Source organism: Bradyrhizobium sp. 6(2017), assembly GCF_011058295.2.
In the GTDB taxonomy this organism is placed as follows: domain Bacteria; phylum Pseudomonadota; class Alphaproteobacteria; order Rhizobiales; family Xanthobacteraceae; genus Bradyrhizobium; species Bradyrhizobium septentrionale.
Map to the genome: position 1 here is coordinate 4,716,098 of NZ_CP049289.2, position 20,828 is coordinate 4,736,925.

Sequence of the window (20,828 nt, forward strand, 5' to 3'; positions counted from 1 at the left end):
AGGAGTGACAATGCGAAGCTTGATTATTCCACTCGTCGCGGCGCTTGCGATCGGCGCGGCGACGCCGGCGATGGCCTTTGATTCCGGCAGCCAGATCTCGATGGAGGCGGCGCTCGACGTCGCGACCAATCTCGGCATCGTGACGGTGTCCAACACCCAGTTCCTCGGCGACGAGTGGGAGGTCGAGGGCCGCGACCGTCTCGGCCGCTGGATGCAGGTCGATGTCGACGCGCGGACCGGCGAGGTGCGCAATGTGGACCGCGGCTGGTAGCCGCGTCCTCTCTCGGTGTGAGCAAGTCACACGTAGCCCGCATCGGCGGCTTTTCTTGTGTCAGCCGGCAGGTGACACGCGCGACCCGCGATACTGACTACGGTTTTCGGACGGCCGGCGGCGCAGGGCGCACGCCGGCCGTTTGTTATCCAGAACTGCACGATGCCGTGCTTTGGCGGAATGGCACAAAGGTGGAGTATGCTTGCGGCAGATTCTTAAGGTCCGGCCGCCGATGCGGCTCCCCCTCAAGACAAGGAGACAGGCCGTGGTCAAACCGTTTCCGTCCAGAACCCACATCGGCAACCACTTGCTGCATCCGGAAACCCAGATGCTGAATTACGGCTACGACCCGCAATTGTCGGAGGGCGCGGTCAAGCCGCCGGTGTTCCTGACCTCGACCTTCGTGTTCCGGACCGCCGAGGACGGCAAGGACTTCTTCGATTTCGTCGCAGGCCGGCGCGAGCCTCCGGAGGGCATGGGGGCAGGGCTGGTGTATTCCCGCTTCAATCATCCGAACAGCGAGATCGTCGAGGATCGGCTTGCGATCTATGAGCGCACCGAGAGCTGCGCGCTGTTTTCCTCGGGCATGTCGGCGATCTCGACGACGATCTTCGCCTTTGCGCGGCCCGGCGACGTGATCCTGCATTCGCAGCCGCTCTATGGCGGCACCGAAACGCTGTTCACCAGGACGCTCGCGGGCTTCTCGATCAGCGCGGTGGGCTTTGCCGACGGCCTCGACGAGAGCGTCGTCCGCGCTGCCGCTGACGAAGCGATGAAGAAGGGCCGGGTTGCGATGATCTTCATCGAGACCCCAGCCAATCCGACCAACGGCCTGGTCGATATCGCGCTCACGCGTCGCATCGCCGACATGATCGGCAAGGCGCAGGGCTTTATCCCGATCATCGCCTGCGACAACACGCTGCTCGGGCCGGTGTTTCAACGGCCGATTGAGCACGGCGCCGACCTCTCGCTGTACTCGCTGACCAAATATGTCGGCGGCCATTCCGACCTGATCGCGGGCGCAGCGCTCGGCTCGAAGAAGCTGATGAAGGACGTCAAGGCGCTGCGTGGCGCGATCGGCACCCAGCTCGATCCGCATTCCTGCTGGATGATCAGCCGCTCGCTGGAGACGCTGAGCCTGCGCATGGAAAAGGCCGACCGCAACGCAAGGATCGTCGCCGACTATCTGCGCGACCATCCCAAGGTGGCGCAGGTGCATTATCTGGCGCACCACGATGCGGCCTCGCTTGCCGGCCGCGTATTCGCCAGCCAGTGCTCCGGCGCCGGCTCGACCTTCGCCTTCGACATCGTTGGCGGGCAGGAGGCCGCGGAGAAATTCCTCAACAGCTTGCAGATTTTCAAGCTCGCGGTGAGCCTCGGCGGCACCGAGTCGCTCGCGAGCCTGCCGGCCACGATGACGCATTCCGGCGTGCCGGCCGATATCAGGAAAAAGATCGGCGTCCTGGATACGACGATCCGGCTCTCGATCGGGATCGAGCATCCGTCGGACCTGGTGGCCGACATCGCGCAGGCGTTGAGCCGAGTGTAGCAAGTGCGCAGGGCAGGAGAAGCAGCATGTTGACGATCACGGCGGTCATCAGGGCCAAAAAGGGCCACGAGGCAACGATGCGTCAGGCCCTGCTCGATGTCGTCGACCATGTGCGGGCCAATGAGCCTTCCACCATCGGCTATTACGTGTCGCAGGATGCGTCGGATCCCTGCGTGTTCGCGACCTATGAGCGATATCTGGATCAGGCGGCCATGGACGGACACAACAATTCGCCGGCCGTGGCGCAGTTCTTCGATATTGCGAAGTTGATCCTCGACGGCGATGTGATCATCGTGTCGGCGAACGAGATTGCGAGCAAAGGCGATGCGAAATGACCGATGAGCGCGCCTCGGCATCGTGCCGCTGCGGCAGGGTCGCGCTCGAGATCGCAGGATCCCCAATCCTGCGGGGCATCTGCTATTGCGCGAGTTGCCAGCAGGCGGGGCGGCGGCATCAGGCGGCCTCCGGCGCCGATGCTGTTTTGGCCGAGGATGGTGGCACGGACTACGTGCTGTATTGCAAGGATCGCGTGCGCTGTAGCAGTGGCGGAGAGCTCCTGGAGGAGCGGCGGTTGAAGCCGGAGTCGCCGACGAGACGAATGGTCGCGCGCTGTTGCAACACGGCGATGTTCCTCGACTTCACCAAGGGGCATTGGCTCTCGGTCTATCGTGGCCGCTTGCCCGGCGATATCCCGCCGGCAACCATGCGGATGATGACGGCCGACCGGCCCGAGGGTGTGATCTTGCCGGACGATATCGCCAACTATCCAGGCCACTCCGGAAAGTTCATGCTGAAGCTGCTCGGTGCGTGGATGGCGATGGGGTTCAGGCGGCCGGGCTTCGAGGGCGTGCCGTAGGCGTACCCTACGCCCGCCACACCGGACTAGATCTGGGCCTTGAGCGCGGTGGCCAGAAAATCGATGGTGGCGCGAACGCCGGGCAACATGCCGCGCCGGGACGGAAACACGAGATGGATGATGCCGTCCTTGATGCTCCAGTCCGGCAGAACGCGGACCAGCCTGCCTTCGCCGAGTGCGCCCTGACATTCAAGTTCGGGCAGCAGCGCGATGCCGATCCCGGCCTGGGCCGCCTGGATGAGAATGGTGAAGTCTCCCGCTGAAACCTTCGGTTCGATCGCGACCGAGGCCTTTTGCCCGCGCGGGCCCGAAAGCTCCCATGTGCGCGGGCCCGGCGTTTCCGTGGCATCGAGGATTGGCAGCCCTGCAAGATCGCCTGCCGTCTTGGGCGCCCCGTGCTCCCTCAGCAAGGCCGGGCTCGCGACCAGAATCCTCCGGGTGGTCCCGATCCTGCGCATCTGCATCTCACTGTCGGTATCGAGGCTGTCGCGGATGCGAATGGCGACGTCGACCTGCTCCTCGATCAGGTTGATCGGCCGGTTGGTGATGAGGAATTGCGCCCGCAGGCGTGGATATTTGGCGAACAGCTCGGGCAATTTCGGCGCCAGCGCCCGTTGCACGCCGACCGGACAACCGATGCGGACCAGGCCCTGCGGTTCGGATTTCATCCGCAAGGCGACTTCATCGACGGCCTCCGCGGCATCGACCACGGTTTGCGCGTAGCGATAGACGTCGCGGCCGACGGCCGTGATGCTCAGGCGACGGGTCGAGCGTTCTATCAGGCGAACGCCGAGCTGCTCCTCCAGCAACGCGACATGGCGGCTGATCCTGGACTTCGGCAGGCGGAGCGCGCGCGCCGCCGCCGAAAACCCCTCGTGCTTGACCACCGCCGCGAAGAAATAGAGATCGTTGAAGTCCCGCATGGGAGGCGCTACCGGCTCCATTCCGCCCGTATCGGGCGGGACCAGAACATCCATCCGCATCATAGTTCCCTTCGATTTTCAACGCCGAATCGCTGCCGTCGGCCGCAACGCCGCGCGACAGGCATCGGAGCGGACGCTAATGCTCCGCCGATCTCCGCGCCGCTATGGCCGTGCCGGCGGGCCTGTGGCCGGTGCGAGAGCCTAGTCGCGGCTTCACCAGCCATCGTCCAGGCTGGTCTTGGGCGTTGCGATGTCGCCATCGTCGTCGTCATCGTCCCGGATCACCGGCGTCAGACAAGCGTGCTGGAAACTGCGCAGGGCGTTGATCAGGTTGTTCTTCAGGATGTCGCACATGGTCCGTCTCCTTCGATGCACAGCGTTATAGGGACGATCGATCGGCCGCATTAGCCGGCGTTTGTCAGACGCAGCGTTCCACTGCCTGAACGATTTTGCGCGATCCGGCCCGTCGCCCGGGGCGGCATCGGTTCGCCGGTCCGGCGCGATCGTTCTCCTGGTGGAACGATCCGTCTGAAACTGGCCGACTAATCGATCGGCCGATGCAGGGCGATAACGAGGGGGAAGCGGACAGCAAAGCGGTTCGCGACCGGCGGGGCCACGGAAGGCGCTCGCCGCACTCATTCACCCGAACAAGGACACACGACCATGAGCGCTACCACTTATCTTCCCTTCGCCGGCCGTCTTCTCATCGGCCTGCCGTTCGCCATGAGCGGCCTCGGCAAGCTCGGCGCGTATGCAGCCACCACCGGCATGATCAGCGCGGTTGGCCTGCCGTTCCCGCCGCTGGCCTTTGCGGTGGCGGTTGCCGTCGAGCTCGGCGGCGGCCTGCTGCTGATTGCCGGCTATCAGACCCGCGCCGTGGCGCTGGCGCTCGCCGTGTTCTCGGTCGCGGCCGCGGTCGCGTTCCACAGCAATTTCGCCGACCAGAACCAGATGATTCATTTCCTGAAGAACGTGATGATGGCGGGCGGACTGCTGCAGATCACGGCGTTCGGCGCCGGCGCTTTTAGCCTGGACAACCGCGCGAAGCACGCGGTGCCGCAAACTGCCGCTGCTCACTGAGCAGGACGCGAACCTGAACCGCTGCTGCGCCAAAGCGGCAGCGGTCGGGCGCGTGAGGAGGTCAGGCGGCCTTGATCCCGCCGGCCTTGATTCCGCCAGCCTCGGCGATCAGCTCGAACGACCGCAGCCGCTTCTGGTGATCGTAGACATCGGACACGATCATCAGCTCGTCGGCGCCGGTCTCTGCCACCAGCGCGTCGATCCCGGCACGCACTGTGTCGGGCGAGCCGATGATGGAGCGCTCCAGCATCCGCATCGCCTGGACCTTTTCCGATGGCGACCAGTAGGTCTCGATGTCGTCGATCGGCGGCTGGCTGAGGCCGCGCGCGCCGCGGAAGATATTGGTGAACGACATCTGCTGCGTGGTCGCAAGCCGCCGCGCTTCTGCGTCGGTGTCGGCGGCGATGATGTTGACGCCGACCATGGTGTAGGGGCGCTCGAGCTGCTCCGACGGCTTGAAGCGGGCACGGTAGATCTGCAGCGCCTGGATGAGGAGCTCGGGAGCAAAATGCGAGGCGAAGGCGTAGGGCAGGCCGAGCTCGCCGGCCAGCATTGCGCCAAAATTGCTCGAACCGAGAATCCACAGCGGCACGTCGGTGCCCGCGGCCGGCACCGCCTGGATGCGCTGGTTGGGACCGGCGGCCGCCAGGAAGGCCTGCAACTCAAGCACGTCCTGCGGAAAATTCTCGGCGGATTCCGGCGTGCGGCGGAGCGCGCGCAGCGTCAGCTGATCCGTCCCCGGCGCGCGGCCGAGCCCGAGGTCGATACGATCGGGAAACAGCCGCGCCAGCGTGCCGAACTGCTCGGCGATGACGTAGGGCGCGTGGTTCGGCAGCATGATGCCGCCGGCGCCGACCCGGATGGTTTTCGTGCCCGCCGCGATATGCCCGATCACGACCGACGTCGCGGCGCTCGCGATACCCGCCATGTTGTGGTGCTCGGCCACCCAGATGCGGCGATAGCCCAGCGCCTCTGCATGCACGGCGACATCGCGCGCGTTGTACAGCGCGCCGCGCGCATCGGTCTCCTCAGTGACGCGGACGAGATCAAGGATGGACAGTGCGGTCACGGGAGCTCCGGAACAGGCGGTGCGTGGGGGACGAGGCCGGTGGTATCAGGCTGTGTCCGGGTGAGGGCGAAGCGGCCGATATCAGCCGGTTCGTCCGTCCCATATGGATAGTGTCGCTGAGCGGGTCAATCTGCCGAGCCCGATCGGTGATCGACTGGCAGCGTTGCGCGACGACATCGATGTCAAATCGTCGTCCGTCGCGTGGCGTGATCATCGTGTCGATCGCAAAAGCGCGCTGCGCGTCGACGTCGCGCAGCACAGCGCGCCGATCCCTGTTCGCGTCACGCGCTGTGCCGACAGGGCGGCGACCCGCGCCTGTCATGCGATTCGATGCACTTGCATCCATCATCACAAAATTGTGCAATGCGTCATGTATGGTATTGCGGTGCAGCAAATCGAGCATTAGCTCGATATTCCAATGCTATCGAGGAGAAGTGACGTGAAGAAGATCTCTCTGTCCATCGCGGCCGCTATTGTCGCGATGACCGCTGTGACCGCCGGCGCGGCGGAGCTGCCGGCCTATGAAAAGGCGGGCTTGCCGATCTCGCCCGTGCAGGTCCAGCTGCTTGGTGCGGCCGGTGTCCAGCAGCAGTCGGCGGTGGCGAATTCGGCCACGCCGCATCAACGCAGCGTGCTGACGCCGCGCAAGGTCACGACCGCGACCGCGCCGGGCCAGACCGAAACGGTCGGACGCTCCACGCGCTGAGGACAACGAACAGGGCGGGTTGGCCAACGGGGCCGCACAACGCGCGTTCCCCGGGCCAATCCGCCTTTCGCTCGCTGCCTGCCAAGGAATTGCGAGATAAGAATCTGCTCCCTGATCGCGGATCTGCAGCGCGATCGTTCTCGGATCGTTGCGATCCGTAGCCCATTCCCACCACAGCGATCCGCAATCTCAGGATAATCGTATCGATGCAACGCCGCACGCGCGGCGCGCCGTCGCACCGCGACGATTGACCCGGCGTCGTGAGGCCCGTATTGGCGAGCACGAAAATTCCGACGCAACGATACGGGATGGCCTCGATGCAAGTGACTTTGATGAAGGGCAAGATTCATCGCGCGCGTGTCACCGAAGCGGACTTGCACTACGAGGGATCGATCTCGATCGACCGCAATCTGATCGAGGCCGCCGGCTTCCTGATCAACGAACGCGTCGACATCTACAACATCGACACCGGTGCGCGGTTCTCGACCTATGTGATCGAGGCGCCGGCCGGCTCCGGCACCATCGGCCTCAACGGCGCCGCCGCGCGCCTGGCGATGGCGGGCGACAAGGTGATCATCGTCGCCTATGCCGGCTTCGATGCCGAGGAGGCGCGCCGGTTTCGGCCGCGCGTGGTGATCGTCGACGAGAACAACCGGCGCGTGGAGCCGGCTGGCGTTTCAGCGGCTGTCGCGCTGGCCGACGCGTAGGCTCAGCTCGCCGCGTCGTTCAACCGACGGCCGCCGGCGGAGAAACGCCGCGTCAGCCCCCAGACGACGGCGGCCGTGGCTGCCGTCGCGATCAGATGCTTCAAGGTGTGTCCGCTGACGAAGCCGAGCGTGCCGGCGATCTGATGGTCGAGCACCTCCGTGATCTTGGCCAGAACGTACAGCACCATCGCGGCGGCGAAAGCGATGCGATCGGCGCGCGGAGCACGATAGATCGACTGCCATAGCGGGATCAGGATGAGCGGCAGCACCTGCAACAACAGATACGGCCGCAGGTCGTCCGCGCCATGTTGGTCGGTGAAGACCCACCATGCGACGCTGGCGACAGCAAAAAGCCCGAGCACGATCGCTTCGAGTTCGGTCTTCAATCCGGGCCTTGTGTCTCCGCGGACGCCGACCAGCAGGCCGGCGCAAGCAAGCGCGATCGGCAGGCGGTCCCAGATCAGGCGGGCATTGCCGGGGTCGAGGTGATAGCACGCGGACCCGAAGGCGGTCAGGAACAGCCCGATCAGGAACAAGCGGTAGCCGGGCCATCCGGCGCGAAGCTGATCGCTGTTGCGCCGGGGGCGCAGCGCCAGCCAGCCCCAGAGGGCGACCAGCGCGAAGCCTGTGTTGGAAAACACATCGGCTGCGTGGTGAATGCCTGAGATGACTGACCGGTCGGCGAAATCGTTGTAGCCGGCCGGCTGCGCAATGCGTCCGTGCAGCGCGAGGATCACGATCGCACCTGTCGTGACGATCGTCGGGGCGTATTTGATCCACGATTTCACGGGCCGGTTGGCCCCAATCGATCCGTCCGTCCAGGAGGTGGTTTGCATCGCCGGTTCCGTCAAAAATGAACATTGTTCAATAATAGATCAAGAAAATGAGCGGTGTTCAAGTTCTATTTCGGGAGGATCGCTTGATGACGCCGGCGGGGAGGGTGCCTGGAGACCTCCACCAAAGCTTCAACGCGGCCGTCGGCTTTGCCGGGGCGGACGGCTGCGGCGGCGTCAGCCTTGCTCCACCGCAAAGCGCGCGGGGTGTTTCAGCGAAGCGCAACTCGCCGAAACGTGCTGACGATGGCGGCTTACGCCTGCAGCCGATCCACCCTACGTTCGCTGAGCGCCCACCACACAGCCCCACCGATCCAATCCGGAGCGAACCGATTCCCCAGCTCATCTTCGGCCTGACCAGTCTGCTGATTCTGGCCCGCTTCATCTGGCCGCTCGACTGGCCGCTCCCGGCAAAGATCGTCGCCGCGGTGCTCGTGCTGGTCGCCTTGCAGTTTCACCGCTGGAACAGACTGTCGTCGGGATCGGAATTCTCGCCGGAGTTTCCACGTCCGGTGGTCGTCCTCTTCAACTGGGCGTTCGGTGCGATCGTCCTGCTGGCGTTGCTGCAACTGGCGCTCGATGCCGGATTACTGGTCGCCGCGCTGATCCATGGCGGCATCGTGGGCGCGCCTGACGGCGTCCGCTACGCGCTTGCTGCGCTTGCGGCCACAGCCGCCGCGATCGGCGTCCATCAGGCCATGCGGATTCCGCCGCTGAAAGACGTCGAAGTCGGCATCCGCGGACTTCCGCCACAGCTCGACGGCTACACCATCCTGCAACTGACCGATCTTCACATCAGCCGGCTGTTTCCTGCGCCGTGGGCGCGCGCCGTCGTCGCGCGATCGAACAAGCTCGGCGTGGATCTGATCGCGATCACGGGCGACCTGATCGACGGCACCGTCGATGCGCGGCGCAAAGACGTCGAGCCTTTGCGGGACCTGAAGGCCACCGACGGCGTCTACGTGATCTCTGGCAACCACGAATATATCTTCGGCTACGACGTATGGATGGCGCACTATGCCGCGTTGGGCCTGCGCTCGCTCGAGAACAGGCACGTCGTTCTCGAACGCGGCGGCGGCAGGCTGGTGATCGCAGGCATCACCGACCGCGCGTCGCGCCGCAGGGGGCATCCCGTCCGCGACCTTGCCGCTGTCATCGACGGCGCCCCCAAAGGCGCGCCCGTCATCCTGCTCGACCACCAGCCGAGCGACGCACGCAACGCCGCTCGGCTCGGCGTCGCCCTGCAACTCTCCGGACATACGCATGGCGGATTGATCCTGGGGATCGACCGCCTGGCCGCGCGCGCCAACGCCGGCTTCGTCTCGGGCCGCTACGACGTCGACGGGATGACGCTCTACGTCAACAACGGCACCGCGCTATGGCCGGGTTTTGCCTTGCGGCTCGGCCGCCCGTCCGAATTGACCCGGATCACGTTGCGCGTGTCTGATGACGCCTGAGCGATTTGTTTCGCATGCGATGATGCGATCGCATCGTCGTCACAAGAATACCTCAGCTATGAACACGCCGCAGCGGTCGCGTGGGTTAAGACATTGGTCATCTCTTTGCTTTCATTTTCACGGCCTCATTCAGCAAGGAGGCACCATGTCCGACATCACCATTCCCGGCGGAAAAATTCGTTCCTTCGTCGAGCGGATCGAGAACCTCGACACTGAAATCGGGGAATTGAGCGAGCAGAAGAAGGAAGTTTTTTCGGAGGCGAAAGGCGATGGTTTCGACGTGAAGATCCTCAAGGAGATCATCAAGCTGCGCAAACAGGACCAGGACGAGCGCGACGAACGCGAATCCCTGCTCGATCTCTACATGCGAGCGATGGAAACGGCGCCGGCAGACAAGGAAGCGAAGGCGGCGTGAGGTAAATAGGGCGAATTGACGGAGCGTAAGCCGCCGTGCGGCGGAGTGCGCCTTCGGCTAATCCGCTCAACGCTGCCGGAGACGAGGTGCCCGCTGTCGGTTATGGTTTCAATAGCTATTCGGTTCGAGCCGACGCACATCCCAACAAATGACCCGATCAAGCTTGCGGCAGCAAAAGCGACCGCTCCTGACGAGTGCTCACTGGCGGAAAAAGTGGCTAGCCGTGTAAGCTCCATTGTCGATGTAGACGATGTTCTCTTGTCAGACCCCGAGGTTTTGACCGAGATGACCAACGCGATGTGTGCTCTGCTAGAGTCGGCGCGTTACGATGTCGATGCGTATCGGAAATGGGCCGTAACGTAGCCTTCCGTTTCGTCGTTTCCCGATGTTCGGGTGACGGTGCCTGTCGAGCGGGGACCGAGGCAAAGCTGTAGGTCTCGGTCGAGGATTGCTTTTCCCTTGGGATGAGGCGATCTGGGGATTCATGCGCTGCAAGGACGAAAACCCCGCCGGTTTTGACGGCGGGGTTGATCTGCAGTCCGATGTGCTGCGTTATATTCCTCACGAACACCCCGTCGTGCTTCCGCACGTATCGCACTTCATGCAGGTCCCGTTCCGCACCAGCGTGAAGTTGCCGCACTCCGAGCACATCTCGCCTTCGTAGCCCTTGGCCTTCGCTTCGGCGCGGCGCTCGGCCTTGGACGGAGCTGCTGCCGCGGCGGTGCCGGCCTTGCTCCAGTTCAGCGCCTCGAGCTTCTCGGTTGGCGAGAGGTCGTGGCTGACCTCCTGCTTCAGGGCGACGGCGCCTTCGATGGTGTCGGAGACGCCGCGGGCGGTTGCGCCGTGCGGGGCCAGCGCGGTGACGCGGCTGCCGCCGGCGGGGGCGTTGTCGGCGTTGCCGCTGACTGCGGCCGAGCCGCCGCGCATGACGACGAGGTTGTCGGTGCGCGAACGGGTCAAGCCCTTCGACACGTACTTCGTCGCCTGGTGCGTGGGGGCCTCATCCGGCTCCTTGCCTTCCTCGACGCCCTTGCCGAGCGCGTCGAAACCGCTTTCGTTCGGATCGACATGGGCGAGGTCGAAGCGGCTCATATAGCTCACCGCGAGCTCGCGGAAGACATAGTCGAGGATCGAGGTGGCATACTTGATGGAGTCGTTGCCCTGCACCGGACCCGCGGGCTCGAAGCGCGTGAACGTGAAAGCGTCGACATATTCTTCCAGCGGCACGCCGTATTGCAGACCGAGCGAAACCGCGATCGCAAAGTTGTTGATGAAGGAGCGGAGTGCTGCGCCTTCCTTGTGCATATCGATGAAGATCTCGCCGAGCCGTCCGTCGTCATATTCGCCGGTGCGCAGATAGACCTTGTGGCCGCCGACAACAGCCTTCTGGGTGTAGCCCTTGCGGCGATCGGGCATCTTCTCGCGCTCGCGCATCACGATGATGCGCTCGACCAGCTTCTCGACGATCTTCTCCGAGACCTGGGCGGCACGCGCCGCCATCGGCTTCTCGTAGAGTGCCTCGACCGCATCGTCCTCGTCCTCATCGTCGGAGATGAGCTGCGAGTTGAGCGGCTGCGACAGCTTCGAGCCGTCGCGGTAGAGCGCGTTGGCCTTCAGCGCCAGCTTCCACGACAGCAGATAGGCGGACTTGCAGTCCTCTACCGTGGCGTCGTTCGGCATGTTGATGGTCTTGGAGATCGCGCCCGAGATGAACGGCTGGGAAGCCGCCATCATCCTGATGTGGCTCTCGACCGAGAGATAACGCTTGCCGATCTTGCCGCACGGGTTGGCGCAGTCGAACACCGGATAGTGCTCGGCTTTGAGGTGAGGAGCTCCCTCCACCGTCATCGCGCCGCAGATGTGCACGTTGGCGGCTTCGATCTCGCGCTTGGTGAAGCCGACCGCGGCGAGCAGGTCGAAGCCGGGGGTGGCAATCGCCTCGGCGCCGATGCCGAGCGTGTCGCGAATGAAATCCTCGCCAAAGGTCCACTTGTTGAAGGCGAATTTGATGTCGAACGCGGTCGGCAGTGCCTTTTCGACCTTTGCGATGGCCTCATCGGTGAAGCCCTTGGTCTTCAAGGTCGAGGCGTTGATCCCGGGCGCATTCGACAGCGAGCCGTGGCCGACGGCGTAGGCCTCGATCTCCGCGATCTCGCTCTCGCGATAGCCGAGCGCGCGCAGTGCGGCCGGCACCGCCTGGTTGATGATCTTGAAGTAGCCGCCGCCGGCGAGCTTCTTGAACTTCACCAGCGCGAAGTCGGGCTCGATGCCGGTGGTGTCGCAATCCATCACCAGGCCGATGGTGCCGGTCGGCGCCACCACCGTGGTCTGGGCATTGCGGTAGCCGTTGACCTCGCCGAGCGCCAGCGCGTCGTCCCAGGCGAGCTTGGCGCGGGTGACGATGTCGGCTTGCGGGCAGGAGGCGTGATCGAGCGCCACCGGATTGACGGCGAGCGCCTCATAGCCGCGGCTTTCACCATGCGCAGCGCGGCGATGGTTGCGGATCACGCGCAGCATGTGCGCGGCGTTCTTCTTGTAGCCCGGGAAGGTGCCGAGCTCGGCCGCCATCTCCGCCGAAGTCTTGTAGGAGATGCCGGTCATGACCGCGGTCAGCGCGCCGCAGAGCGAACGGCCTTCCTTGCTGTCATAGGGCAGGCCCATGGTCATCAAGAGGCCGCCGATGTTTGCAAAGCCGAGGCCGAGGGTGCGGAATTCGTAGGACAGCTCCGCGATCGCCTTCGACGGGAACTGGGCCATCATGACGGAGATTTCCAGCACGATGGTCCAGAGCCGGCAGAGGTGCTCGTAGGACTCGATATCGAACCGCTTGGTCGAGGTGTTGTAGAACGTCAGCAGGTTGGCCGACGCCAGATTGCACGCCGTGTCGTCCAGGAACATGTATTCCGAGCACGGATTGGACGCGCGGATGTCGCCGGACGCCTTGCAGGTGTGCCAGTCGTTCATCGTGGTGTTGAAGTGCAGGCCGGGATCGGCGGAGGCCCAGGCGGCGTAACCGATCTTCTCCCAGAGGTCGCGGGCCTTCAGCGTCTTGGTCACCTTCTTGGTGGTGCGTCCCACCAGATTCCAGTCGCCGTCGGTTTCCACAGCGCGCAGGAAGTCGTCCTTCAGCGAGACCGAGTTGTTGGAGTTCTGGCCGGAGACGGTCAGGTAGGCCTCGGAATCCCAGTCGGTGTCGTAGATGTCGAACGAGATGTCCTTGTAGCCCTGCTTGGCAAACTGGATGACGCGCTTGATGTAGTTGTCGGGCACGAGGCTGCGGCGCGCGAGCTTGATCTCGCGGCGCAGGGCAGGGTTCTTCTCGGGATCGAAGCAGTCGTCGCCACTGCCTTCGCAGTTGACGCAGGCCTTCATCACGGCCTTGAGGTGCTTCTGGTTGATCTTGGAGCCGGTGACGAGAGCTGCGACCTTCTGCTCCTCCTTCACCTTCCAGTCGATATAGGTCTCGATATCGGGGTGATCGGCATCGACCACGACCATCTTGGCGGCGCGGCGGGTGGTGCCGCCCGACTTGATTGCGCCCGCGGCGCGGTCGCCGATCTTGAGGAAGCTCATCAGGCCGGACGAGCGGCCGCCGCCGGAAAGCTTTTCGCCTTCGCCGCGCAGGCTGGAGAAGTTGGAGCCGGTGCCGGAGCCATACTTGAACAGGCGCGCCTCGCGCACCCAGAGGTCCATGATGCCGCCCTCGTTGACGAGGTCGTCGCCGACGCCCTGGATGAAGCAGGCATGCGGCTGCGGGTGCTCATAGGCCGACTTCGATTTCGTCAGCTTGCCGGTCTTCCAGTCGACGTAGTAGTGACCCTGGCCCGGGCCATCGACGCCATAGGCCCAATGGAGACCGGTGTTGAACCACTGCGGCGAGTTCGGCGCGACCATCTGTTTTGCCAGTTGGAAGCGCAGCTCGTCGAAGAAGGCGAGGGCGTCTTCCTCGGTGGAGAAATAGCCGCCCTTCCAGCCCCAATAGGTCCAGCAGCCGGCGAGGCGATCGAACACCTGCTTTGCCGAGGTCTCGCCGACGATGCGCTCGTTCTCGGGCAGCAGGGCGAGTGCCTCGGTGTCGGGCACCGAACGCCACAGCCAGGACGGCACGGTCTCTTCCTCGACCTTCTTCAGGCGCGCGGCAACGCCGGCTTTGCGGAAATACTTCTGCGCCAGCACGTCGGAGGCGACCTGCGACCAGAAATCCGGCACCTCGACGTTCTCGGCGCGGAACACGACCGAGCCGTCCGGATTGCGGATCTCTGATGTGGTCAGGCGGAAATTGATCCCGGCATAGGGTGATTGTCCGCTGGTGGTATTGCGCCGATCGATTTGCATGGTCGAGCCCCGTCTCTTCTTCTGCCCGGTCCCACGTTTTTCGCAGGTTGCCGGAATGTTATCTGTTCGCGGACTCAGGGAAAACGCGTCAGCACGCCTCCCGTCATCCGCAGCTCAGCCGGTGGACCCGGCCTGTTCTCTCATCCGCGAGGGGTCCGGCTTGATCCGGCCCTGCGGCGGCACGATCCCGGCGCGGATCCCGACGTTACGGGCCCTCCGGGTCATGCATTCAACGCCCCAAAACGCTTCACGCGACACGTCACGCGTACGCTTCTTGCGGGCCGGTTCCGGCCTCTGTTTCCGGGTCCTTCTCGGCCCGTTTGTCGTCCCCAACCTGGCCCAAAAGACTCGGCCCAAAATCAGGGCAGACAAGTCCTTCACCCGCGGCCCGAAGGCCTGGCGGAGTGGTCATTTTGGTACCCTTGTGGGAGCGACCGGCGGGAACCCAAACACACTCGCGCCGAACAGGTTGAAAACTAGGCCATGTCCGTCTCACCCGTCAAGGACTAGTACGAGTTTCTGAATCAAACACTAAATATGGTGGATGGAGGGGGATAACAGGGGTCGGTGCCGCGCCTGTGATCGAGCCAACTATCGGTGAGTCCTCAGGGATTCCCAAGCCAAAAAAATTCGCTCCGCCTGTGGATTGGAGTTTCGCCCCGCTGTTCACAGGCGAAGTTTTTATTCGCCGTCCCGGATTGAATTTTAGGGACTCACGTAGGGCTACGGGCAAACTAAGGATCAGGCATGTCAGGGGCGTGATGGTCGGGCGACAAGATCGCGGGCAAGCTGCGGCCGACTCACATCCCCCGCCGGGTTCCATGACAGACCAGAAGCCTCACGCGCGGCCGCGCCTTGCGCCCGCCGGCCTGATGTTCCTCGCCATCACTTCGGTGGGCTGGGGGTTCAACTGGCCGTCTACAAAATTCCTGCTCAGCGAGCTCCCGCCGCTGACGCTGCGCGGCACCACCGGCGTGATCGGCGCGGTGCTGCTGGCGCTGCTGGCCGTGATCCGCGCGCAGAGCCTGCATGTCGAGCCCCGGCTGTGGCCGCGGCTCGTGCTGTATGCGGCGCTCAACGTCACCGGCTGGATGGTGCTGATGGGGCTGGCGCTGCTCTGGCTGCCGGCGAGCGAGGCCGCGCTGATCGCCTACACCATGCCGGTGTGGGCCTCGCTGCTGGCCTGGCCGGTGCTCGGCGAGCGGCCGACACTGCTGCGGACCATCGCACTGGTGATGGCGTTCGCGGGACTTGCCGCGATCATGGGCGGCAACGGCATTTCCGCGAGCAAGGAGAAGCTGCCGGGAATCATCATGGCGCTCTGCGGCGCGTTCGGCTTTGCGCTCGGCACGGTGCTGGCGAAGAAATACCCGCTGGTGATGCCGCCGATCCCGGCCGCGGCCTGGCAGATCGGCCTCGGCTGCGTGCCGATCGCAATCGTTGGCCTCCTGATCGAGACCACGCATATCGAGAGGGTGACGACGGTCGGCTGGTGGCTCCTGGTCTATTCGACGCTGATCCAGTTCTGCGTCGCCTATGTCGCCTGGTTTGCCGCGCTCGCCCGCCTGCCGGCCTCCGTCGCGGCGATCGGCACCATGGCAGTGCCGGTCATCGGCGTGGTGGCGTCCGCAGTCGCGCTCGGCGAGCCGCTCGGGCCGATCCAGATCACCGCGCTGCTGTTCACGCTCGCCGGCGTCGCGCTGGCGACGCGGTAGCTGCGTCTCGCTCTGCGCCACAAACTCGTCATGCCCGGCCTTGTGCCGGGCATCCACGTCTTGGCCTCTGAGCAAAAGAAGACGTGGATGGCCCGGACAAGCCCGGCCATGACGACGTGGCAACGTCAGTTGCAGAAGTCCGCAAATGCAATATGCGACAGCCCCAAGGTGAAGGGTGTCTGCATGATTTCTGAATAACGGAAAAATGTCGCTGATTTAGCCCCTCGTGTCGAGGCACCGTGGCGAACGTCGGCGGCCGTCGGCTCCTTTGCATGGGGTTGTTTTCGATATTTTGGCAGTGCACCCCTGCGATCGCCCTGCCGCAACCGAGGAGAGGTCGAGGCGTCGCATCACTCGCCGAGCGCCTGCTGCAGCATGCTGGAGAGCTGCGCCTTGCGGTAGGGCTTTGCGAGCAGCAGCACGCCTTCGTCGAGGCGGCCGTGATGCACGATCGCGTTCTCGGTGTAGCCCGAGGTGTAGAGCACCTTGAGGCCGGGCCGCCGTTTTCTCACTTCGTCGGCGAGCTGGCGGCCGTTCATGCCGCCGGGCATGATCACGTCGGTGAACAACAGGTCGAACTTCTCGCCCTTGTCGACCAGCGCCAGCGCGGCGCGGGCGTCGGGCACGGCAATGGTCTTGTAGCCGAGGGCGCCAAGCTGCGTGACCACGTAGTTGCGCACCAGCTGGTCGTCCTCCACCACAAGGATGACTTCGCTGCCGCGCCGCACCGGCTCCGGCTCCGGCGCCGTCGCCTCGACCTGGCCGCGGGCAGGCGGCAGATAGAGCTTGATCGTGGTGCCGTGGCCTTCCTCGCTGTAGATCTTGATATGGCCGCCGGACTGCTTGACGAAGCCGTAGACCATGCTCATGCCGAGGCCGGAGCCCTTGCCGACCTCCTTGGTGGTGAAGAACGGCTCGAACACCTTGTCCTGTACCGCGTGCGACATGCCGGTGCCGGTGTCGCTGACCGCGAGCAGCACATAGCGGCCCGGCGTGATGTCGGGGTTGGTCGCAGCATAGGCGTCGTCGAGCACGATGTTGCTGGTCTCGAACAGCAGCTTGCCGCCGTTCGGCATCGCGTCGCGCGAGTTGATCGCCATGTTGAGCAGCGAGTTGGCAAGCTGCGACGGATCGATATGGACGCTGGCGACATCGGGGGCGAGCACCGAATCGATCTCGATCTGCTCGCCGAGCGTCGGCCGCAGCAGTTTTGCGATATCGACCACGGTGCCGTTGATGTCGACGGTGCGCGGCTCGAGCGGCTGGCGGCGGGCGAAGGCGAGCAGATGCTGGATCAGCTCGCGGCAGCGCTCGGCGGCGCGGTCGATCAGTTCGGCGGTTTGCGCCAGCTTCGGCTGGTTGCGCAGGCTGTCGACCAGCGTCTCGGTGGTGCCGGTGATGACCGTCAGCATGTTGTTGAAGTCGTGCGCGACGCCGCCGGTGAGCTTGCCGATGGCGTCGAGCTTCTGCGCCTGCTGCAGCTTGTGCTCGGTTTCGCGCGAGGCGGTGATGTCGTGATAGATCAGCGCGGCGCCGGTGATGGCGTCGTCGCCGTCGCGCAGCGGGCAACCCGACACCACGAGGTGAATCGGGGGGGCGCCGCGGACCGGCTTGGCGACGAATTCCAGCCCGTCGAATTCCTCGCCGCGCAACGCCTTGGCCGAGGGCATGTCGTCGGCCTGCATCGGCGTCTCGCCGTCGGACTGGAATACGTTGCTCATCGCGCGCAGCTGCCGGAGCGTCATGCCTGGTTTGTAGCGCAGCATCTTCTCGGCGGCCGGGTTGGAGAGCAGCACGACGCCGGCGCTGTCGATCACCAGCACCGCCTCCGCCATGCTGCGGAAGGTGGTTTCCATCACCGAGGTGGAGCGGTGCAGCCCTTCGAGCGCGGCGCCAAGATCCTTGGTGCGTTCGGCGACCTTGCCCTCGAGCGACAAATTGGTGGCCTTGGTCGCGCTGAGCGCGCCCTGCAATTCGCGGCTGGCACGGCGGGCCGCGAGCGTCAGCGCGACCGCAAGCAGCAGGATCAGCACCACGCCGGCGAGGTCGATCGCCAGCAGCAGCCGTCCGTTGGTCTTCGACTGTCCGGTGCGAATCCCGAGCAGGCGGCGCTCTTCGGTGACCAGGCGGTCGAGCGCCGCTCCAACCTTGTCCATCACCGCGCGGCTCTCACCCGCGGAGATCAGCGCGGCGGCGCCGGCGGTGTCGCCCGCGTTGCGCAAGCGGATCAGTTCGGCACCGAGCGCGATGGCGCGCTGAACGTCTCTCCTGGTGCCCGTGATCAGCTGCGCCTCTTCGGGGGCCGACGTCACCGCGGCCATCAGGCCGTCGAAGGCAGCGGTGAGGGCTGTGCTCTGCTCGCGGAATTCGTCGGCGAAGGACGCGTCGCCGGTCAGCGCGAAGCCGCGTGCCGCGCTCTCGACGCTGCGCGGCAGCGCCCGCGCATCCGAAATGCGCTTGAGGATGCTGAGCGTGCGCTCGACCGAATCAATCTCGCTGCGCGACCTGACGTCCAGCCCGATCGACGCCGCGCTGATGACGAGAAGGATCGCAAGGCCGCTGCCGAGGATGAGACGTTGGGAAGCCATCGACGATTAGTACGAGCAATTACTTCGAAAGACGAGCGGAAGGAGTGTACTTCGCGAGACATTCGTTCACGGCGGCAATCAGCGCCTGCGGGGTAAACGGCTTGCGCAGGCAGGCGGACGCACCGAGCTCGATCGTCATCCGCAGGAAGTCCGGCGCGCGGTCGGCATTGGCGAAAGCGTAGCCCGACATCGCGATCACAGGAATATCGGGGGCGCGCTCGTGGAAGATCCGGATCGCCTCGAAGCCCCGCATATGCGGCATGAAGACGTCGACCACCATCACGTCGAACGTGCCGTTCTCGAGCGCACGCATGCCCGCCTCACCACCGTCGGCGACGGTGACCTCGAAGCCCTGGCGCTGCAAACAGACCTCGATGGCAACGCACACCATCGGGTCGTCATCGACCACGAGAACGCTCGGCACGATGCATCCTCTTGCTATGGCCTCGCGTGCCGGCGACTCGCTTGGCCCGTTTGCCGATTAAGGCGGAACCGCGACGGAAAGTCTGTATCATAGAATGCATATGCTGTTTGCTGACAAGCTGATTTCCAGCTAGCCCTGACACATCACTTGTATTTGTCCATTCCCTTTACGACAGGTCCATGACCGCAGTTCCAGCCGCCGGCCGCGCTCCGCTGTCACCGCTTGGCCTCGCATTCCTGGTGGTAGCCTCGACCGGCTGGGGACTCAACTTCCCGATCATGAAATTTCTCCTGAGCGAGTGGCCGCCGCTGTCCTCGCGCGGTCTGTGCGGCGTGGTCGGCGCGCTCGCGCTCGGTCTGGTGGCGGTCGTGCGGGGGCATACGCTGCGTGTTCCGCCGGGCATGTGGTGGCGGCTTGCGCTGGTCTCGACACTGGCGATCGGTGGCTGGGTCGCCTCGATGGGGCTGGCGCTGATCTGGCTGCGGGCCAGCGAGGCGGCCGTGCTCGGGATCACGATCCCGGTGTGGGTCGCACTGGTGGCCTGGCCGGTGCTCGGCGAGCGTGTGTCGCTGCCGCGCGCGCTCGCGCTTGCGGTGGCGCTCGCCGGCATCGCCGCGCTGATCGGCGGCGGCGGTCTCGACGCAAGCCTCGGCAAGTTGCCGGGCATTCTGTTTGCGCTCGCGGGCGCGGTGTGTGTCGGGCTTGGCACGGTGCTGACCAAGTCCTTCAAGCTCGCGATGCCGCCATTGTCTCTCGCGGCCTGGCAGCTTGCGATCGGCTGCGTGCCGATTGCGATCATCGGCGTCCTGATCGAGCAACCGCAATTGGTCGCGCTGTCGCGGTTCGGCTGGGCGTCGATGATCTACATGACGCTGATCCAGTTCTGCCTTTGCTATGTCTGCTGGTTTGCGGCGCTGGAACGGCTACCGGCGGCAACCGCATCGATCGGCACGCTGCTGGTGCCCATCATCGGCGTCTTGGCGGCAGCGGCGATGCTGCGCGAGCCGCTCAGCACCAGCGATATCGCGGCGCTGGTGGTGACGTTCGCAGCCGTCGCGGTGGCCTTGCGCACGTGAATCTTACGCACATGAAAAAGGACGGCGTTGCCGCCGCCCTTTGCTAACTGGAAGTTCAGACTGCGGTTACGGGCAGGGGTGCCGCTGGCCGTCGTAGCCGAGATAGGTGCCCGAGCCCGGGTCGTAGGACTTGTAGCGCTGCGCGCAGTAGCTGGCATCGCCGCCACTCGGCACGGCTTCCACAGCGACAGACGGTTCATCGTAATAACCGTAGCTGTCATCGTAATAGCCGGGGCCATAGCCGTAGCCCGAGCCGTAATACGCGCCCGAGGCAATGGCGCCGCCGACCACTGCACCGGCAACCGCGCCCGGCCAGTAGCCGCCGCCACGGCGATAGCCGCCGTGCCAACCGCCACCACCGCCTTGCCAGCGCCCGCCGCCACCGCCGGCCCACTGGCGACCACCGCCACCGCCACCAGCCCACTGGCCGCCGCCGCCAACGCGCGGGCCGGCTCCCATGGCCGCGCCACGACCGCCGCCAAATCCGCCGCCGCCGCCAATATGGCCGCCGCCACCGCCACTACCGCCGATGTGGCCACCGCCACCGCCACCGCCACGCGCGCCACCGCCGCCCATCGCGCCCATCTGTGCACCAGACTGCGCGAACGAGACGTTCGGCATCACCATCGGCAGCGCAAGCGCCAGCGCCGCGGCAGTGCTCAGAACCTTCAGGTTGATCATTTTCGACTCCATCAAAACGGGTGATGTCTAACCATTTCTGCGGTCGGACGTTCCTGCGTTCCACATTGATTGTGCGTCATCTTTGCTTGGCAGGCGGCGCATGTATGGTGGCTGAACAAAACCGCCCGTGACCGCGTCATTTG

20 protein-coding genes are annotated in these 20,828 nt (G+C 64.8%); 11 read left to right on the top strand and 9 right to left on the bottom strand.

Annotated features, from left to right (window positions below; all coding sequences use genetic code 11):
- The first annotated feature begins 10 nt into the window (after positions 1-10).
- The 4 genes from G6P99_RS21985 (at position 11) to G6P99_RS22000 (ending at position 2,676) form a co-directional block, all read left to right on the top strand.
- Complete coding sequence (locus G6P99_RS21985; protein WP_029082201.1) at positions 11-271, top strand: PepSY domain-containing protein; 261 nt, start codon at positions 11-13, stop codon at positions 269-271.
- Positions 272-536: 265 nt separating this feature from the next.
- On the top strand, positions 537-1,820 hold the full coding sequence (locus G6P99_RS21990) for a cystathionine gamma-synthase family protein (RefSeq protein WP_029082200.1): 1,284 nt from the start codon (positions 537-539) through the stop codon (positions 1,818-1,820).
- A 26-nt stretch (positions 1,821-1,846) separates the two neighbouring features.
- On the top strand, positions 1,847-2,155 hold the full coding sequence (locus G6P99_RS21995) for a putative quinol monooxygenase (protein WP_029082199.1): 309 nt from the start codon (positions 1,847-1,849) through the stop codon (positions 2,153-2,155).
- Complete coding sequence (locus G6P99_RS22000; RefSeq protein ID WP_029082198.1) at positions 2,152-2,676, top strand: GFA family protein; 525 nt, start codon at positions 2,152-2,154, stop codon at positions 2,674-2,676. Before G6P99_RS21995 ends, G6P99_RS22000 begins: the two co-directional genes overlap by 4 nt.
- Positions 2,677-2,702: 26 nt before the next feature.
- On the opposite strand, the gene G6P99_RS22005 is transcribed toward G6P99_RS22000, so the two are convergent.
- Positions 2,703-3,653 carry a LysR family transcriptional regulator gene (locus tag G6P99_RS22005; protein WP_165123417.1) on the bottom strand — a complete coding sequence of 317 codons (951 nt, stop codon included), beginning with the start codon at positions 3,651-3,653 and terminating at the stop codon, positions 2,703-2,705.
- 159 nt (positions 3,654-3,812) lie between these two features.
- Positions 3,813-3,953: a hypothetical protein gene (locus G6P99_RS22010; RefSeq protein ID WP_156928691.1), complete on the bottom strand. Its 141-nt coding sequence runs from the start codon at positions 3,951-3,953 to the stop codon at positions 3,813-3,815.
- Positions 3,954-4,262: 309 nt separating this feature from the next.
- Between G6P99_RS22010 and G6P99_RS22015 the strand changes: the two genes are divergently transcribed.
- Positions 4,263-4,679, top strand: coding sequence for a DoxX family protein (locus G6P99_RS22015; protein ID WP_029082197.1), 417 nt, complete (start codon positions 4,263-4,265; stop codon positions 4,677-4,679).
- 61 nt (positions 4,680-4,740) lie between these two features.
- On the opposite strand, the gene G6P99_RS22020 is transcribed toward G6P99_RS22015, so the two are convergent.
- The gene (locus G6P99_RS22020; protein ID WP_165123418.1) at positions 4,741-5,748 is read right to left on the bottom strand and encodes an LLM class flavin-dependent oxidoreductase; all 1,008 of its coding nucleotides are present in this window, start codon (positions 5,746-5,748) and stop codon (positions 4,741-4,743) included.
- Positions 5,726-6,151, bottom strand: coding sequence for a hypothetical protein (locus G6P99_RS22025; protein WP_156928690.1), 426 nt, complete (start codon positions 6,149-6,151; stop codon positions 5,726-5,728). Before G6P99_RS22025 ends, G6P99_RS22020 begins: the two co-directional genes overlap by 23 nt.
- A gap of 36 nt (positions 6,152-6,187) precedes the next feature.
- On the opposite strand from G6P99_RS22025, the gene G6P99_RS22030 reads away from it, so the two are divergent.
- Together G6P99_RS22030 and panD are read left to right on the top strand one after the other, a co-directional pair.
- On the top strand, positions 6,188-6,454 hold the full coding sequence (locus tag G6P99_RS22030) for a hypothetical protein (protein WP_035977225.1): 267 nt from the start codon (positions 6,188-6,190) through the stop codon (positions 6,452-6,454).
- 317 nt (positions 6,455-6,771) lie between these two features.
- Positions 6,772-7,161, top strand: coding sequence for an aspartate 1-decarboxylase (gene panD, locus G6P99_RS22035; protein WP_051346452.1), 390 nt, complete (start codon positions 6,772-6,774; stop codon positions 7,159-7,161).
- Positions 7,162-7,163: 2 nt separating this feature from the next.
- Here the strand turns inward: panD and G6P99_RS22040 are convergent, their stop codons facing one another.
- On the bottom strand, positions 7,164-7,997 hold the full coding sequence (locus G6P99_RS22040; RefSeq protein ID WP_165123419.1) for a hypothetical protein: 834 nt from the start codon (positions 7,995-7,997) through the stop codon (positions 7,164-7,166).
- A gap of 329 nt (positions 7,998-8,326) precedes the next feature.
- Between G6P99_RS22040 and G6P99_RS22045 the strand changes: the two genes are divergently transcribed.
- The gene (locus tag G6P99_RS22045; protein WP_029082194.1) at positions 8,327-9,451 is read left to right on the top strand and encodes a metallophosphoesterase; all 1,125 of its coding nucleotides are present in this window, start codon (positions 8,327-8,329) and stop codon (positions 9,449-9,451) included.
- Between the two features lie 145 nt (positions 9,452-9,596).
- The gene (locus G6P99_RS22050; protein WP_029082193.1) at positions 9,597-9,866 is read left to right on the top strand and encodes a DUF2312 domain-containing protein; all 270 of its coding nucleotides are present in this window, start codon (positions 9,597-9,599) and stop codon (positions 9,864-9,866) included.
- Between the two features lie 561 nt (positions 9,867-10,427).
- On the opposite strand, the gene G6P99_RS22055 is transcribed toward G6P99_RS22050, so the two are convergent.
- Positions 10,428-14,201: a vitamin B12-dependent ribonucleotide reductase gene (locus G6P99_RS22055; protein ID WP_029082191.1), complete on the bottom strand. Its 3,774-nt coding sequence runs from the start codon at positions 14,199-14,201 to the stop codon at positions 10,428-10,430.
- 821 nt (positions 14,202-15,022) lie between these two features.
- Between G6P99_RS22055 and G6P99_RS22060 the strand changes: the two genes are divergently transcribed.
- A complete protein-coding gene (locus G6P99_RS22060) occupies positions 15,023-15,916 on the top strand; it encodes a DMT family transporter (protein WP_029082190.1) in 894 nt (297 codons plus the stop codon).
- Between the two features lie 350 nt (positions 15,917-16,266).
- Here the strand turns inward: G6P99_RS22060 and G6P99_RS22065 are convergent, their stop codons facing one another.
- The gene (locus tag G6P99_RS22065) at positions 16,267-18,504 is read right to left on the bottom strand and encodes a CHASE3 domain-containing protein (RefSeq protein WP_165123421.1); all 2,238 of its coding nucleotides are present in this window, start codon (positions 18,502-18,504) and stop codon (positions 16,267-16,269) included.
- A 19-nt stretch (positions 18,505-18,523) separates the two neighbouring features.
- Positions 18,524-18,928, bottom strand: a complete 405-nt coding sequence (locus tag G6P99_RS22070) for a response regulator (RefSeq protein ID WP_029082188.1) — start codon at positions 18,926-18,928, stop codon at positions 18,524-18,526.
- 179 nt (positions 18,929-19,107) lie between these two features.
- Between G6P99_RS22070 and G6P99_RS22075 the strand changes: the two genes are divergently transcribed.
- Positions 19,108-20,004, top strand: a complete 897-nt coding sequence (locus G6P99_RS22075; RefSeq protein ID WP_029082187.1) for a DMT family transporter — start codon at positions 19,108-19,110, stop codon at positions 20,002-20,004.
- 66 nt (positions 20,005-20,070) lie between these two features.
- Here G6P99_RS22075 and G6P99_RS22080 read toward each other — a convergent pair whose 3' ends face one another.
- Positions 20,071-20,697: a BA14K family protein gene (locus G6P99_RS22080; RefSeq protein ID WP_084518525.1), complete on the bottom strand. Its 627-nt coding sequence runs from the start codon at positions 20,695-20,697 to the stop codon at positions 20,071-20,073.
- Positions 20,698-20,828: the final 131 nt, after the last annotated feature.

What these genes read in the sequence shown, in the direction of transcription:
- G6P99_RS21985 (WP_029082201.1), top strand. Translation starts at nt 11, where the DNA reads ATGCGAAGCTTGATTATTCCACTCGTCGCGGCGCTTGCGATCGGCGCG.
- G6P99_RS21995 (WP_029082199.1), top strand. Translation starts at nt 1,847, where the DNA reads ATGTTGACGATCACGGCGGTCATCAGGGCCAAAAAGGGCCACGAGGCA.
- G6P99_RS22000 (WP_029082198.1), top strand. Translation starts at nt 2,152, where the DNA reads ATGACCGATGAGCGCGCCTCGGCATCGTGCCGCTGCGGCAGGGTCGCG.
- G6P99_RS22005 (WP_165123417.1), bottom strand. Translation starts at nt 3,653, where the DNA reads ATGGATGTTCTGGTCCCGCCCGATACGGGCGGAATGGAGCCGGTAGCG.
- G6P99_RS22010 (WP_156928691.1), bottom strand. Translation starts at nt 3,953, where the DNA reads ATGTGCGACATCCTGAAGAACAACCTGATCAACGCCCTGCGCAGTTTC.
- G6P99_RS22015 (WP_029082197.1), top strand. Translation starts at nt 4,263, where the DNA reads ATGAGCGCTACCACTTATCTTCCCTTCGCCGGCCGTCTTCTCATCGGC.
- G6P99_RS22025 (WP_156928690.1), bottom strand. Translation starts at nt 6,151, where the DNA reads ATGCTCGATTTGCTGCACCGCAATACCATACATGACGCATTGCACAAT.
- panD (WP_051346452.1), top strand. Translation starts at nt 6,772, where the DNA reads ATGCAAGTGACTTTGATGAAGGGCAAGATTCATCGCGCGCGTGTCACC.
- G6P99_RS22040 (WP_165123419.1), bottom strand. Translation starts at nt 7,997, where the DNA reads ATGCAAACCACCTCCTGGACGGACGGATCGATTGGGGCCAACCGGCCC.
- G6P99_RS22050 (WP_029082193.1), top strand. Translation starts at nt 9,597, where the DNA reads ATGTCCGACATCACCATTCCCGGCGGAAAAATTCGTTCCTTCGTCGAG.
- G6P99_RS22055 (WP_029082191.1), bottom strand. Translation starts at nt 14,201, where the DNA reads ATGCAAATCGATCGGCGCAATACCACCAGCGGACAATCACCCTATGCC.
- G6P99_RS22060 (WP_029082190.1), top strand. Translation starts at nt 15,023, where the DNA reads ATGACAGACCAGAAGCCTCACGCGCGGCCGCGCCTTGCGCCCGCCGGC.
- G6P99_RS22065 (WP_165123421.1), bottom strand. Translation starts at nt 18,504, where the DNA reads ATGGCTTCCCAACGTCTCATCCTCGGCAGCGGCCTTGCGATCCTTCTC.
- G6P99_RS22075 (WP_029082187.1), top strand. Translation starts at nt 19,108, where the DNA reads ATGACCGCAGTTCCAGCCGCCGGCCGCGCTCCGCTGTCACCGCTTGGC.
- G6P99_RS22080 (WP_084518525.1), bottom strand. Translation starts at nt 20,697, where the DNA reads ATGGAGTCGAAAATGATCAACCTGAAGGTTCTGAGCACTGCCGCGGCG.